Source organism: Spiroplasma endosymbiont of Seladonia tumulorum, from assembly GCF_964020235.1.
Taxonomy (GTDB): Bacteria; Bacillota_I; Bacilli_A; order Mycoplasmatales; family Mycoplasmataceae; genus Spiroplasma.
Genome location: NZ_OZ026545.1, coordinates 1,360,000 through 1,375,328, shown reverse-complemented (window position 1 = coordinate 1,375,328; position 15,329 = coordinate 1,360,000). Strand labels below are relative to the sequence as shown.

General features: G+C 25.2%; 16 protein-coding genes, 1 pseudogene and 1 riboswitch. Of the genes and pseudogenes, 6 read left to right on the top strand and 11 right to left on the bottom strand.

The features are described from left to right. The first annotated feature begins 30 nt into the window (after window positions 1–30). From AACL22_RS08710 to AACL22_RS08700, 3 genes are all read left to right on the top strand, one after another. Window positions 31–963, top strand: a complete 933-nt coding sequence (locus AACL22_RS08710) for a hypothetical protein (RefSeq protein ID WP_338991433.1) — start codon at window positions 31–33, stop codon at window positions 961–963. Between the two features lie 244 nt (window positions 964–1,207). Beyond that, a complete protein-coding gene (locus AACL22_RS08705; RefSeq protein ID WP_338993051.1) occupies window positions 1,208–1,834 on the top strand; it encodes an IS3 family transposase in 627 nt (208 codons plus the stop codon). An 80-nt stretch (window positions 1,835–1,914) separates the two neighbouring features. Continuing rightward, window positions 1,915–2,136 carry a hypothetical protein gene (locus AACL22_RS08700; RefSeq protein WP_338991430.1) on the top strand — a complete coding sequence of 74 codons (222 nt, stop codon included), beginning with the start codon at window positions 1,915–1,917 and terminating at the stop codon, window positions 2,134–2,136. Here the strand turns inward: AACL22_RS08700 and AACL22_RS08695 are convergent. After that, window positions 2,133–3,011, bottom strand: a complete 879-nt coding sequence (locus AACL22_RS08695) for a hypothetical protein (protein ID WP_338991427.1) — start codon at window positions 3,009–3,011, stop codon at window positions 2,133–2,135. The two genes, AACL22_RS08700 and AACL22_RS08695, sit on opposite strands and share 4 nt — an antisense overlap. Before the next feature lie 132 nt (window positions 3,012–3,143). Between AACL22_RS08695 and AACL22_RS08690 the strand changes: the two genes are divergently transcribed. The 3 genes and pseudogenes from AACL22_RS08690 to AACL22_RS13845 form a co-directional block, all read left to right on the top strand. Beyond that, window positions 3,144–3,668 (top strand): hypothetical protein, encoded by a 525-nt coding sequence (locus AACL22_RS08690; protein ID WP_338991424.1) that lies wholly within the window; start codon window positions 3,144–3,146, stop codon window positions 3,666–3,668. A 239-nt stretch (window positions 3,669–3,907) separates the two neighbouring features. Continuing rightward, window positions 3,908–4,450, top strand: coding sequence for a hypothetical protein (locus AACL22_RS08685; RefSeq protein WP_338991422.1), 543 nt, complete (start codon window positions 3,908–3,910; stop codon window positions 4,448–4,450). Between the two features lie 40 nt (window positions 4,451–4,490). Then, window positions 4,491–4,591, top strand: a riboswitch (purine riboswitch). Window positions 4,592–4,663: 72 nt separating this feature from the next. Continuing rightward, window positions 4,664–4,816: pseudogene (locus AACL22_RS13845) on the top strand (NCS2 family permease); the annotation flags it as partial. Between the two features lie 902 nt (window positions 4,817–5,718). Here AACL22_RS13845 and AACL22_RS08675 read toward each other — a convergent pair. The 10 genes from AACL22_RS08675 to AACL22_RS08630 form a co-directional block, all read right to left on the bottom strand. Beyond that, on the bottom strand, window positions 5,719–5,883 hold the full coding sequence (locus AACL22_RS08675; RefSeq protein ID WP_338991416.1) for a hypothetical protein: 165 nt from the start codon (window positions 5,881–5,883) through the stop codon (window positions 5,719–5,721). A gap of 6 nt (window positions 5,884–5,889) precedes the next feature. Beyond that, window positions 5,890–6,078, bottom strand: coding sequence for a hypothetical protein (locus AACL22_RS08670; RefSeq protein WP_338991414.1), 189 nt, complete (start codon window positions 6,076–6,078; stop codon window positions 5,890–5,892). Window positions 6,079–6,091: 13 nt separating this feature from the next. Beyond that, the gene (locus tag AACL22_RS08665; protein ID WP_338991412.1) at window positions 6,092–6,250 is read right to left on the bottom strand and encodes a hypothetical protein; all 159 of its coding nucleotides are present in this window, start codon (window positions 6,248–6,250) and stop codon (window positions 6,092–6,094) included. A 435-nt stretch (window positions 6,251–6,685) separates the two neighbouring features. Then, window positions 6,686–6,883, bottom strand: coding sequence for a hypothetical protein (locus AACL22_RS08660; RefSeq protein ID WP_338991410.1), 198 nt, complete (start codon window positions 6,881–6,883; stop codon window positions 6,686–6,688). A 296-nt stretch (window positions 6,884–7,179) separates the two neighbouring features. Continuing rightward, window positions 7,180–7,572, bottom strand: a complete 393-nt coding sequence (locus tag AACL22_RS08655; RefSeq protein WP_338991408.1) for a RidA family protein — start codon at window positions 7,570–7,572, stop codon at window positions 7,180–7,182. Window positions 7,573–7,574: 2 nt separating this feature from the next. After that, window positions 7,575–8,771, bottom strand: a complete 1,197-nt coding sequence (locus tag AACL22_RS08650; protein ID WP_338991405.1) for a MalY/PatB family protein — start codon at window positions 8,769–8,771, stop codon at window positions 7,575–7,577. A 21-nt stretch (window positions 8,772–8,792) separates the two neighbouring features. Next, the gene (locus AACL22_RS08645) at window positions 8,793–10,949 is read right to left on the bottom strand and encodes a fructose-specific PTS transporter subunit EIIC (protein ID WP_338991403.1); all 2,157 of its coding nucleotides are present in this window, start codon (window positions 10,947–10,949) and stop codon (window positions 8,793–8,795) included. A gap of 126 nt (window positions 10,950–11,075) precedes the next feature. Beyond that, window positions 11,076–11,870, bottom strand: coding sequence for a MurR/RpiR family transcriptional regulator (locus AACL22_RS08640; protein ID WP_338991400.1), 795 nt, complete (start codon window positions 11,868–11,870; stop codon window positions 11,076–11,078). A 48-nt stretch (window positions 11,871–11,918) separates the two neighbouring features. Further along, window positions 11,919–12,557, bottom strand: coding sequence for an FtsX-like permease family protein (locus AACL22_RS08635; RefSeq protein WP_338991398.1), 639 nt, complete (start codon window positions 12,555–12,557; stop codon window positions 11,919–11,921). 153 nt (window positions 12,558–12,710) lie between these two features. Then, window positions 12,711–15,320, bottom strand: a complete 2,610-nt coding sequence (locus tag AACL22_RS08630) for an ABC transporter permease (protein WP_338991395.1) — start codon at window positions 15,318–15,320, stop codon at window positions 12,711–12,713. Window positions 15,321–15,329 lie beyond the last annotated feature (9 nt).

Genomic DNA, 15,329 nt, shown 5'->3' with positions numbered 1-15,329 from the left:
GTTATTATATCATTATTAGGTGTTGCTGTTATGTTTATATATGAAACACGCGATGGTGATTTAGATATTATGTTAAGTACTGCTTTATTTACTAATTTTGTATCTAAAATTAATGAAGAAGAACAAGCAGCAGATATTTGAATATTACCTAATCAAGATAATACTGGTTATATATTTCATGTAATTATTAATGATAAATATATTCAAATTGATTCATATCCTAATGATGAAAATATTCAAGCAGGAGCAGTTAATGGAAAAATAAAAGAAAGTTTAAGAATTGAAAAAAGAACATATATTAATAAATTAGGTCGTTTTCCATTAATACAAATTCCTAACTTTATTCGTGTTAATCAACAAGGACAAACAAGTAGTACAATGTTAAATGCTTATCCAGATATTTACCCTACTATGTGATTAATTGAAGATTTACAAGATAATTTATTTATTAAAAAGAAAACAAGAAGATTTTCAAGAGCAAGAGGATATATTCAAGCAACTGCTGCTGAAATTAGTAATGTAAAAGATAAGAAAAAAACCTGAGATGATTATGAAAGTGATTTTGTTATTCAAAATGTAAATAATAATTATGATGAAAAAAGTGGTAATGCAACTGTTAATTATACGCAAGGACAATATAATTCTAGTGATTATAATCTAGATACTGACCATATTTTAAAAATTGTATTTCGTGGTATTGGTTTATCATGACAAGCAGATGAACAAGGAACTTATACTAATCAAAATCAAACATTAATTATGCAAGCAGAAGATATTGAATCGCAAGCAGTAGCAGTATGACAAGAGTTCTTATTAGATTATTTATATCATTTATTTGATTGTTGATGAATATTTCATAAATATTGAAAAGTTGAAAATAACAATTGAGATAAAAGTGAACGCCCCTATAGTGCACCCAAAAAAGTAAGTAAAATAAAAAAAGATTTTGCTAAATTTTTATAGGGGGTGCATTTTTATATGGCAAAAAAGGACAAAAATATAACAAATATACATCAGAATTTAGAACAAAAATCATTGAGGAAATTAAACAAAAAAGTTGTTGAATAGTAGCAAAACAATATAATATAAATGCAAATACAGTAGAATCTTGATGAGCAAATCATAAAAAAGGAAAATTAAACAATCCTAAAGGACCTAAAATTTCTTTTGGCAAAAGAAATTTAGAATATTATAAAACAAGGTATGAATTATTAAAAAAGCTCCATGACTTTTACAATTAAGCAAACTAAGAATTGTCTCTTTTATTAAACAAAATTTTTGTGAATATTCAATAAAATTATTACTAGAAGTAACAGGGTTAAAACGTAGTTATTGAGATAAATATAAAAATTATGACAGTAGCAAAAAAGATAAAAAAGCAATAAATGATATTGTAAAAGTCTATGAAGAAAATTTAAAACAATTTGGTTATCGAAGAATTACTAAATATTTAAAGGAAGATTATGGTATAAAATATAATTCAAAAAAAGTTTTAAGAATTATGCGTGATAATCAAATACAACTTGAATATGTAAGAAAAATGAGAAGAAAAATGAAATATAAACAGAATAAAGAAAAAAGCTTATTGCAATATCCTGATTTAATTAATCGTAAATTCAATGATATAAAAACAAGGTTTTCAGTACTATATACTGATGTAACATATTTAATTTGAAAAGGAGAAAGATATTATCAATCAACAATTATTGATGGATATACTAAAGAAATAGTTGATGTAAAGTGATCTAAATATAATGACAATAAATTAGTAATGGATAATTTAAATGATGCAATTAATAAAATAAAATTAATAAAAAAGATCTGAATGGAATAATAATTCACTCAGATCACGGATATCAATATACATCCACTGTTTATCACGATAAATGTTTATTTAACGGTATTACAATTTCAATGGGAAAAAATTACCACTGTGCAGATAATATTGTTATAGAAAGTTTTCATTCATTACTTAAGAAAGCTACAATCCATAATAAAATATATAATTCACATGAAGAATATATACAAGATGTTATAAAATGAAATACATGATATTCAAATCGTAAAGAAAAAGATATAATTAAAAAAATAGTAAATACTTTTTTATTAGTACTTACTAAAATGGGTGCACTCTAGGGGCGTTCACTTTTATCTCAATTGTTATTTTCAACTTTTCAATATTTATGAAATATTCATCAACAATCAAATAAACGATATAAATAATCTAATAAGAACTCTTGTCATACTGCTACTGCTTGCGATTCAATATCTTCTGCTTGCATAATTAATGTTTGATTTTGATTAGTATAAGTTCCTTGTTCATCTGCTTGTCATGATAAACCAATACCACGAAATACAATTTTTAAAATATGGTCAGTATCTAGATTATAATCACTAGAATTATATTGTCCTTGCGTATAATTAACAGTTGCATTACCACTTTTTTCATCATAATTATTATTTACATTTTGAATAACAAAATCACTTTCATAATCATCTCAGGTTTTTTTCTTATCTTTTACATTACTAATTTCAGCAGCAGTTGCTTGAATATATCCTCTTGCTCTTGAAAATCTTCTTGTTTTCTTTTTAATAAATAAATTATCTTGTAAATCTTCAATTAATCACATAGTAGGGTAAATATCTGGATAAGCATTTAACATTGTACTACTTGTTTGTCCTTGTTGATTAACACGAATAAAGTTAGGAATTTGTATTAATGGAAAACGACCTAATTTATTAATATATGTTCTTTTTTCAATTCTTAAACTTTCTTTTATTTTTCCATTAACTGCTCCTGCTTGAATATTTTCATCATTAGGATATGAATCAATTTGAATATATTTATCATTAATAATTACATGAAATATATAACCAGTATTATCTTGATTAGGTAATATTCAAATATCTGCTGCTTGTTCTTCTTCATTAATTTTAGATACAAAATTAGTAAATAAAGCAGTACTTAACATAATATCTAAATCACCATCGCGTGTTTCATATATAAACATAACAGCAACACCTAATAATGATATAATAACAAGAGACAGAATTTGCTGCTTGAATTTACACAGTGCAAATTCTAAGTAATAGTTTAAATTATTTATGCCATTAAATTTTAGAAAGGAACTTATATTTTATTAATGAAAAAACTATTTACATATTTAATGACCTTAAGAATAATGAGCATAAGTGGAATAACAATTGTTTCTTGTGCTTGTAGTTATTCAAAACAAAACAAATTGGAAGAAGAAAAGCAAAGAAAAGATTCAGATAAAGCTCCTTTGTTATTAATAAATAATAATAATCCAAAAAAAGAGGAAATAAAATTACAATTTCCAATTGATATTAGTGGTATTACTAAAATTAACCTAATTAAAAAAGTTAATGTTAAGAATATTAAAGATGTTCAGTTTTTTGAATGATCAGAGCCAATTCGTGATGCAATTTTAGCAACATTGCATGCAGAACTAAGCACTAAATTAACAAAAAATGATTATGATGTAACTCCTATCTTCCCAAAAGAGTTTTATATCAAAGATAATAAAATTGATACTCTTTCTTTTGATTTAACAATTCCAAGAAAAATAGAAATTACTTGTTTGGGAAAAAATGCAAAGGGTAGATTTAATACATATGTCATACTACCAATAGGTACTGTAAAATAATGATAAATTAATGAAAGAATATAAAAAAATAACATTTTAAAATGCTGTTTTTTAAAAAATACGGTATGATTGATGTATATGGGAGAGGAACGTGATTAAAAAATGTTTAATTTAACGCAAATAACAGGATTAGTTTATTTTATTTTTATTATTGTAATTGGACTGCTTTTGTAGGTTGATTAATATTTGGTCTTATTTTATTAAGGTTTAAAAAGAAAAAAACAACATTAAAACCACGGATGTTATTACGAAAAATGTTAGATGACAATGATTTACAAGATATTAATATTGGAGAACAAAACCATATTGTTAAAGCACGGAATTTTTCAAAAATAAGTAATGCTGTCATTATTCGTCGTACTGATGATAAAGACCAAAGTATTGTAAAAATTTATGATATGATTTTTCATTTTTATTATGTTTATAACCAAAAAACAAAACAATCAAAATGCTTTTTTTGATTAAAATTTTTGTCATGATTTTTGTTGTTTACAATATTTTTATTTATTGTAGCAACAATTTTAGTTATTTTAATACAGTTTTTAAAAGACAATACTGTTATTAATGCAATTGACATTACAATTCAAATTTTATCTATTATTGGCATTGTTTATTTGATTTTGGGATGATTTTGTTGAGCGAATTTAGTAGAAAATTATCGTCAAAATTTAATAGCATTAGGAATAGACTATTTACCAACAGAATTTATCAAGTCTTTTAAAACTTATACTAGTTTTAAAGCATTTTTTCCTTTTTCTGAAAATGTAATATGTTTTTATTAAAGGGATTGTAATTTTTTATGAAATTCGGTATATTTAAAAAGTAAATGTATTAAACAATTCCTATATATGCTAGTAATATGGTCTAGTGTTTCTACGTCTTACCATTTATAAGAAGACTCTATAGGTTAATGCTTCATTTTGCATTAACTTATGTTAATTAAACAAGGTTAATGTTTTTTATTTTTACAAATAGAGCTAGATGGAGAAAAAAATATATGTTTTAAAAAAGATTGAAGCTTTTTTAGGTTTGATGATTTAAAAACAACTTTTAAAAAAGAAATTATTGGTGGCCTAACAACATTTTTAGCAATGTTATATATTTTATCAGTGCAACCTAATATGTTATCTTCTGCACCAGATATTAATCAAAATACTAAAATATTAATATTAAGTGATGGTGAAAAACAAATTAAAAAAATTTATAGAGCAGTAAAAGCAAAATATAAAAATAACACTGTATCATATAGTTTAGATAAATTTCATTTATCAAATAGATTTAAACAATTATTCCCAAATCGAAATAGAATCAAAATTCATAGAATAAAATATAAATTAGCAAAAATATATTTCTTTACTGGAAATTATAAATTATTATTAGATTTTTTAATATGTCATTTACCATATGTTAATGGTAATAAAAAAATATTTTTATTAGAAATCATTGAATTAATTAAAAGTAATGAAGAAGGTATTGTAAATCAATCATTAGAATATAATATTGGTTGTTATGTTGAGAATGATGTATCGCATTATATTAAGGCTGTTAAAGGGCGTGGCGCAAAAATATATTGTAAAGAAACATTTATCAATATGTTAATTGCTTCTATGTTAAGATTTAATAATCAAATTAATGATGAGAAAGTTGATAAAACTAATAAAAATAAAGAAAAGATTGAATTTAATATATTTAATTTAAATCAATTTCAAAATCAATTTTTATCTTTATAAAAAATAAAAAACCTTTTAAAATTAGCAATAACTTTAAAAAGTATTTTTTAGTATGTCAAAATTCATAATTTTATAAATTATTTTTTCAACTAAAAATTATATTTTAAAAAAAAGTTGAATTTTTTATAAATTTTGTTATCATTCAATTATAAGCGAAACTTAATTTGTTTCTAATTACTTAATTTTATTAAAAACCTAAGAATAATGAATACTACCAAATTCAAGGTAATATCTATCTCAAATATCTAAACTATAATCTTGTGCCGCTTCTGGGTAGTTATCAAATAATTCATTCAATAATTCTTTTAAATTTATCATTATTATTCACATCCTTGTCATTTAATATTTTCATTTTCTAAATCAATAATAGTTGTTTTACTATACTTTAAATTTTTAGAATATGCTTTTGTTTCTTTAATTGTGTAAAAATATGTAGTGTTTATTCCAAAACTATTTTTTGCTACTAATAAATATCTTTTTTCCATAATTATTTATCCTAAGTTCTTTTTATTTACAATTAAATTTTCTAAATTATAAATTTGTAATCAATGTTTTTGACATAAGATTATTGATTTTTTGTAATTTATATTGTATTCAAATTGATTATTTAAGTTATTTTTTTCTAAATAACTATTTCCTCAAAAACCATTATCAATACAATTAATTCTTTGACATTTCATAGATTTTTTAATCTTAATTCTTTCTACCTAATGCACAATGTTCATCAGTCATATCTTCAAATGATACTGAATAACTTTTAAGCATTAATTCTTGTAATTTATTTTTTTGATCGCATTTAAAGCAATAACCTCAATATTTTTGTTTAAGACAAATTTTATTTAACTTTTTCATATTTACCTCCTAAATTATTCCTTTTATTTTTTGGTCAATTTGTAATATTTTTCATCCATCGGAAGCTAAATCTAAAATATCGATCATTTAATAATCCACAGTTGTTTTTTGTTTTTTACGCCAGAGAGTTTTCTCTCTCTTCATCCGCACCATTTAAGGTCAAAGCGTTCAGTTTTTAAAATAAATTTACTTGCACCTTGAAGAGCCTAATACTAATCGCAAATTTATTTATAAAGTGATCATCTCTTTATTTTATTGTCGTTCGATGTTGACCTCGCACTTATCACGACTATCGCTTAGTTATAAAACCAGCGCCGATTTACATATTTCCTCATACACTATTTCAGTACTTGCCTCGGCCGGCGGTGGGAATGAGTTGATACTCATGTTCTTATGGAAACACTTAGTTATTTAAAATAACCGTCCCACACTGCATTAAGTTGTTTTATAAAATTTAAGTTTTAAAGAACCAGTTTCTCAATCAAAGATAATTTTTGAATTTTCTAAGCGTTTATAAAACCGCTTTTGTGTTTTATCTTTTACTTTATTCAATAAATCTTTATGTTTTTCACAAGTTCATAAAACTTTATTTGATAAAAATTCTTCGGTAATGAATGATACTTTTTTTAACAATCATTAACATCACATATTTTTTGTTGTTTAATTATCATTGCCTCCTTTTAGGAGTTGTTTTATTTCAAATAAAAAACAACCTTAACAAGAGTTGTTTTTTGCCGCTTCATCGTACACGATGCCATTATATAAAAAAGTTAAACAAAAAAAGTTAGAATTTATTTTTATCAAATTATTTGCAAAATAAGAAGAAAATTTAAATAATAATTTGTCATTAGATTATAACTTCATTAATGAATACATTTTAAAAATAAAAAAGAGAAAATTCAATTTTCTCTTTTTTAAAACATAGTTTTTTAATTTTCTTCTCTTAAACATCCAATTGCTTCAATTTCAACTAAAGCATTTTTAGGTAAATTTGCAACTGCAACAGCAGAACGAGCTGGAAAATTTTCTGTAAAATATTTTTGATAAACTTCATTCATTGTTGGGAAATCATTAATATCTTTTAAGAAAATATTAACTTTAACAACATCTGTTAAACTGTAACCTGCTGATTGTACAATTGCTTTTAAATTTTCTAAAGCACATTTTGTTTGTTCTGTAATTGTTGTTCCTTCAATCATCATTGTTGTTGAATCTAATGGCAATTGACCAGAAACATATAAGAAGTTCCCTATTTTAACTGCTTGTGAATATGGCCCAATTGCTTTTGGCGCCAAATGTGTTGAAATAATTTTTTTACTCATAATTAATCATTCCTTTCTGACTTTTTAAAAATCATTGTTAAAATATTGATGATATTTGTTACCATCGCAAATGAAGTCCCAATATTAATTCGAAAGCAAGTTATTGGTGCTTCAACAAAATCATCATTTTTACTAACAATTAATTTATATTTTAATAATAATTTGTTAACTTCCTGCGGTGACATTTTAGTCCCTTTATAATTAATCCAAACCAAATATGAGGCTTCTAACTGCATTATTTTTAACCCCCGAATTTGTTCTAAGGTTGTTTTTACAAAAATATAATTTTTAATAATATATTTTAACATAGTTGTTTTTCAAGTTAATACTTCTGGATTAGTATATGCAGCAAAATAAGCTGGAATTGTAAAAACATTTGGTGATGTAATCGAAGCAGATTCATATTGTTCATCAATTTTCTTTCGTAATTTGTCGTTAAATGTAATTAAATATGATGATTTTAATCCGCCAAGATTAAAAGCCTTGTTTGGAGAATTACAAACAATAACCTCATTATTTTGAATTGAAAATGATAGCAACGAATTAAATTTAACATTTGGTAATGCTAAATCGCCGTGTACTTCATCTGATATTATTAAAACATGATATTGTTGACAAATTGCAATTATTTTTTGTAATTCTGCTCTTGTTCAAACACGCCCACCAGGATTATGCGGATTACATAAAATAAATATTTTTGGTTGATATTTTTTTATAATGTTTGCAAAATTAACAAAATCTATTTGATAACGATTATCCTCTCATCTTAATTGATTTGTTAATAATTGACGGTTATTATTTAAAACTGCCCGCCCAAAGGGGCCATAAACTGGCGTTTGAATTAAAACATAATCATTAACATCAGTTAAACATTGAATTAGTTGATGAAGAGCATTAACTGTCCCATGTACAAGTTTGATTTTATCTTTTGGAATTGTAAGTTGATGTTGATAATAATATCAAATACTTACCGCTTCATAAAAATCATTACTAACATAAGTATAACTATATACTCCTTTTTCTGCACGATTTAAAATAGCATTGGTAATTGGCTGTGGTGTAAGAAAATCTAAATCAGCAATTGATGAATTAATGATATTATCACCAGTTAAATGATAATTATCTGCAATATATGTTTGATCTCATTTTCGTTCGGAATTTTTTGTTCGATCAATGATAATATCAAAATTATATTTCATCGCAAATTTATCTTTACCTTTCTACCTTAATCTTTGTTTTTTTTTCTGTTTTTGATTTAAATATTTTTCTTGTTCACTTGATGATAATTTATTATATTTTTTTAATTGTTGTTTTTTAATACTTGGAGCAATTCCCAATGACATAATATTAATTGTCCAAGTATGCACTTTTTGCTCTAAAGCTGGTTTTGCTTTAATATATTTTAATCCCAATAATAATGTTGTTGAAATTGCACAACCAATAATTGCAAAAATTAATCACAGTAGAATGGCAACACCAATTGCAACAGTTCCTGTTGTTGATTGGATTCCTGCCATTGTAATAAAACCACCTCCCGTAATGGTTGAACCTAAATTAAAAGCTGCGCATAAACCCCCAGATACAGCACTTCCTATCATAAAAGAAGGAATCACACGGAATGGGTCTGATAAAGCAAATGGTATTGCTCCTTCAGTAATTCCTAACGAAGATAAGATTCATGACATTTTTCCAGCTTCTTTTTCATATTGATTTGAAAACCGACGACCAATAAAAGTTACTAAAGTAGTCGTTCATCCAGTTCCAATTCCAGCAGCTCAAAAGCATGCATATGGAACTAACAAGGTTGGATTAGTCAATTGTCCACTTGTAAAAGCTTGTGAAAATGATGCAAATGAGAAAGTTCATGCCACTTTATTAAAAGGACCTCCCAAATCAAAAACACACATCATTCCAATAATAATTCCCAATATTGCTGCTAAATTTGAAGTTTGTAAAGTTGTCAATCCACTAAAAATAACATTAATTAATAAGGCAATTGGTTGACCAATCACAAAGAGAATTAAACAAATACTAATTAACGATCCTAAAACAGGATAAACAAATCAAGTTAAGACACCTTGCATTTTTTTATTAACAAGATACTTTTTAAATCCTTTCATCATATAACCGACAACAATGCCAATAATTAAACCACCTAAAAAACCTAGTCCATCAACAATTACAGTGCCATCATTGGCGGTTTTTGTTACATAAACACAAGCTAATCCTCCTAAAAAACCTGGTGTTAAACCTGGCTTATCTGCCATAGCATATGCAATATAGGCTGCTAACACTGGAGCTAATAAAATACTTAAACTTTTACCAGCAACATCACTTAAATTATTTAATCAATTAGCATGTTCCTTAATATAATCAACACCCGCAATTTGAGTAATAATTGTAATTAAAGCTTGAATTGCTGTTCCAGCAACAATGACAGGCACTGCATAGGAAATCCCTGTTAAAACAGCATTTTTTAAACTAACAGCGCCAGCTTTAAAATGTAATTTAAATCATCCTTTTTCTTTTTTATCTTTTTTAAATTCTTTAGTTGGAATCTGTTGGTTAGGTAACGGTCGCATAATTTGTGTGGCTTTTTGAAAAACCGTTTCAATATCATGTAATGGTTCAGTAACTGCTACTTTTAAAATAGGAATATCAACAAATCGTTCTTGTTCACCAACTGCAATATCAGCAGCAATAATTAAAACATTAGCATTTGAAATATCCTCTGGTGTTAATTTATCTTCATATCCATTAGCACCTTGTTTTTCAACTTTTACAGCATATCCTAATTTTTTCGCTTCATCTTCAATTTTTTTGGCAGCCATATAAGTGTGCGCTACTCCAGCTGGACAAGCTGTAATTCCTAAAACATAACCTTGATAGCTTTCATTGTTAACTATCTTTTCATTATCAACTGCCTGTAATAATTCCAAGATTTCAATTTTATTAGTTGATGTTTTTAAAACTTGACGTAGATTTGAATTTAATAATTTTTTAGCAACATTACTTAAAACTTCTAAGTGAATGTCATTTTTTTTATTAGTCGGAATAATTAGTGCAATGGCAACTTGAACCTTTGTATTATCAAAAGTTGACCATACTAATCCAGTTTGATAGCGAACAAAAATAACAGCTGGCTTTTTAATGTCTTTAATTCGAGCATGTGGAATTGCAAAACCATCTTCTAAACCAGTTGATGTTTCATGTTCGCGCGCTCATAATGCTTTTACTAATTTTTCGGAATTATCAATGCAACCCGCTTGATACGCTACTGCTGCTAATTCATGAAATGCTTCATCTTGAGTTTTTGCAGATGAATTTAAAATAATTTGTTCTAATAAAAAAAGATTATTTTTGTTTTTATTACTCATATTGACCTCCTAAAATTAAAATATTAAACTGTTTTTGTTCTTCCTTTTATTAAAGCAAAAACAATATTTTTAACAAGAAAAAAACTATATTTTGAAATATAGTTCTAAAAAATGTAATTAATTTTATTAAATATTTTTCCGAATAATTTTTGCATATAAATAATCTAAAAACTGCATAACAGTTTGTGAACGAATTGAAAAAACATCTCAAATATCATTTTCCCGAGAATTAATAACAAAATAATCACTTAAACTAGTAATTAACTCAGTTTTCTTCCCAATAATACCAAATGAATACACAATCGGTTTAACTTGTTTTGCAATTGTTGCAATGAAAGTTGATTGTCCACTTAATGTTATATAAAGAACCATATCATTTTCATTAATCATTGGCAAATATGATTCAATTGAATTTAAATCATTTTGATGAATAACATTTTTATTAATTCACCGTAATCTCTGAACAAAATTTCGGGAAACATTATATGCTAAATTAAAAGTAAAAATAAAAACTGTTTTTGCGGTAATAATTTTTTCAATTAAAACTGATAAATCAGTTTCAAAAAAATTAGCATGTAAATCTTGTGCAGATTCAATCTTAATTTTCAAATATTCATCAAAAAAAGATGTCTCATTTTGTACTAATTGTTTATTTGCACTAAATTGTTGCGAATTTAATGTAACATTTTCTGTTAAGTATTTTAATTTAAATTTTAATTCATTAATTCCCTCTAATCCCAATTTTTGGCAGAATCGAATAATACCCGCTGTTGAAGTAAAACAATGATTAGCTAATTCATTCGTAGTTAACTTACTAATTGTTGTAATATTATCTAAAATATAACGAGCAATTGTTTGATTTGTTAAATTTTTTTCATCGGTTGCTAAAATCTGCAATTGTTTTAATAAATATGTATCCATTTAACTCTCCTTTTAAACATTAATAACAAAATATAAATAATCTCCTCATTAATTTCAATTCATTGTTTTTAAAATTGGATAACGATGGTCTATAAATTTTTTATTTAAAACAAAAGCAATAATAAACATTACAAGTAATACTAAAAAACTAATCAAATAATCACCAATATTAACAGTTCCTGACACATATGATAACATATTAAAAATAATTTGATAGCGAATTAAGCCAATAATGGTTATCCCAATGGGAATTGAAATTACTCAGTTAATTAAAATAATTGGTAAATAAATCAAAAACATCCGATTAAAAATTAATAAATTAGAATACCCTAGTGCTTTAAAACTATTCAAAACTTTTAAATTATCTTTTAAAATGATATTTGTAATAATAAAAATTTGGAAAATACATGCCACAATTGAAGCAACTAAAATTAATAAATAAATTAAGAATAAAATAATTTGTAAATTAACTGTTTGTTGCAATAAAATTTTTAAATTTTGTGTTCCATTATAAATTGGTGCTGATTCATACTCTGTTTCAAATGAAGCATCATAATTATTATTTTTATCATAAACACCAATATAATGATATGTTTCATTATCGCGTAATGCAGAATATAGGTTTGCTAAACGTTTTGGCGTTAAGCGTTGATTATTATACTTATTAATTAAAAACATATTTTTCATTCCATTATCAAATTGATTAACAACAATATAAAATATCGCACTTCGATCATTAAAATTATCTAATAAAATGTCACCAATATTAATATTATTTAAATAACGATAAGCATGATTAATAATAATTGGGTATAATTGAATCCGATAATTTTTTGGATCTTAATTAGGATTTTTACCATGAAATCATTTTTTACTTTGAATTAATTTTTTCATTTCATTAACTTGCAAAATCGCATAATTAACAACTGGACTAAAATGATTAGTTTGTGCTGCTCGTAATAAGCTATCATCATCAGGTTGATCAAAACTCTTAATTTTATTAAAGAATCAATTAATATCTGTTTTTTTCTCAACATTTGGGTAAAATAACGTTGTATTATTTTTATAATCATAAAATTCAATAGTACTACCATATAGACTTTTTAAATTTCTATGACTAATAAAATTCCAATAAAAGGTTGGAATTGATAAATTAATTTTTGAATTTGTGTTAGCAATTTGATATTCGTTTAAAAACTGTTCTAATAAACTATAGTTTATTGCTTCTCGTGCATATAAATTTTCGGTATTTGCAAAAATTTCTGATTGATATGGACCATAAATAATTGGTTGATAACCTATCGTAATAATTCCATCTTCCTTACTTAGTTGATTAATAAAATATTCATAAACTGTTCCCTTAATAAATTTGGTAATTTGTTCATAATACTGGGTATCTTTACAATTTTCAACATATCATTCATAAGATCTTGCTTTAAATCATTTGTATTTAAACGACTTAATAATATTACTGTCACCAACAAATGGCCCACATACTGGATCACCAAAACCAAAAATATTATATTTTTTTAATACTAATTCTTCTGTAAATTGTCGTATTTCGGGTTGTAATAAATAATATCCAGAAACATCCGGTTCTTTAACTGTCTCGGGATTTTCATAAACTAAATAATCATATGGTGGTGTTTCACTAGCACCATAATTATAATTATTATCATAACGATAAACATACTTCCAATTTGCATTTGTTTTTAAATTAAGATTAATTTGACTAAAATTAATAATTGTTGTTAATCCTGTAAACAACATTGCTCCGGTTAACGTTGTTACAACAAGTGTTAATAATAATTTTCACTTAGCATCTAACGCAAATTTAAGACTAATTTTATATTTAAAATTTAAATGTAATAAATGATGACCTTTTGGAATTCGTGTTTTAACTACTTTTGGTTTTAGTAAAACTAATGTTGGTCGTGACACTTCAATAATAATGAATAAAAAAGCATAGAAACAAACAACAAAACTAGGTAACAAATATGTTCCAACTATTAATCACCAAGGGGGAACTGAAATATAAGTAGTAAATTCTAAAAAACCTTGATAAGTAATATTTAAGATAAAAGAGAAGATTCAACTTGTTATTAATGATAATGAAGAAATAATAAACATTAATAATAAAAAACAAGAAAGAAGTAAAAACGCAATTGTTCCCGTTCCGTATCCTTGTGCTTTTAAATTACCAATAATTCCCCGGTTTAATAATAGTTTATTAACAATCATACTAATCATAATGAAAGATGAAATTATTAATAATAATGAAATTGCAATTAAAATTGACCAAATAATATCTTCTTTATTTTTAATAAGTTCTTTCATATGATGTAATGGTGTATAAGCAACTGCAGAACGTGAAAAAGTAGCATTATCATAAACATTTGCAATATCACTTCAACTATTTTGAGCATGCAAAAAACCAGGATTTAGTTCTGTTGATGCAAAAGCAGCGTGAATACTAATTATGCTGTTAATAAGCTGTGGTGCATCATTAGTGATTTTTGTTAATAAATTTGTATATTCAGGACCACGAAGTCATAAATATGGGTTATAAATAAAAGTTGACTCATTTGCTGCACTATTAACATAAGCATTTGTGGCAAAACCAATCACACGATATTGGTAACCATAAATATTAAAAAGATCATTAATCTTGATTTTATTATGTGAAGCATAAGAATTATTAATAATAATTGAAGGATAATCATCGCTTACCTGATAATTTAAAAAATCTTGATAATTTCCTTTTACCATAATTGGTGTTGTCCAATAATATGGTTGCACACTTTGAATATAAAAGTTTTCTGCTTTAAAAATATCGTAAAGTCGCATTGTTTCACTCATTAGAGCACGATCAGCAACTGAACCAATAATAACAGAATTTAAAAGACGAGTTTGTAAGTTATAAATTCGTTTCTGATTTGTACTAAAATCCTTATAAGCATTAGTAAAAATTAATGTATCTGTGACTAATCTAGGATTATCTGGTGAACTTACGAATGGAATCAAGTTTGCTGGATTTTGTAAATAACTAACCAATTCATGATAATCAGCATTACTAAAAAAATAAACACTATCAGGAACAATATTAGTATTAAAGTTTAATATTACTTCACCGTTTTTCTTTAACTGTTCCATAAAATATGAATTTGAACTATTTGAAGCAAGCCATTTTCCTGACTGGTTACTTTCTGAATCCAATACAATTTGATAAGTATCTTTGCCATTTGGTTTTAACTGAAAATAAGGACTTTCTACTTTATTATTGTCTAAATCTCCATCTTCGTTAATATAATTAATATTGTTTAAACCATATGATAAATTTTGATGGTTTGAAACAATTTTTAAATTATGATTAAATTGAAATGAAATATTAGTATCATACAAGTCATTACCAATTAATTCTAATTGAACCGTACTTAAACTGCTTGACATAATCATTCC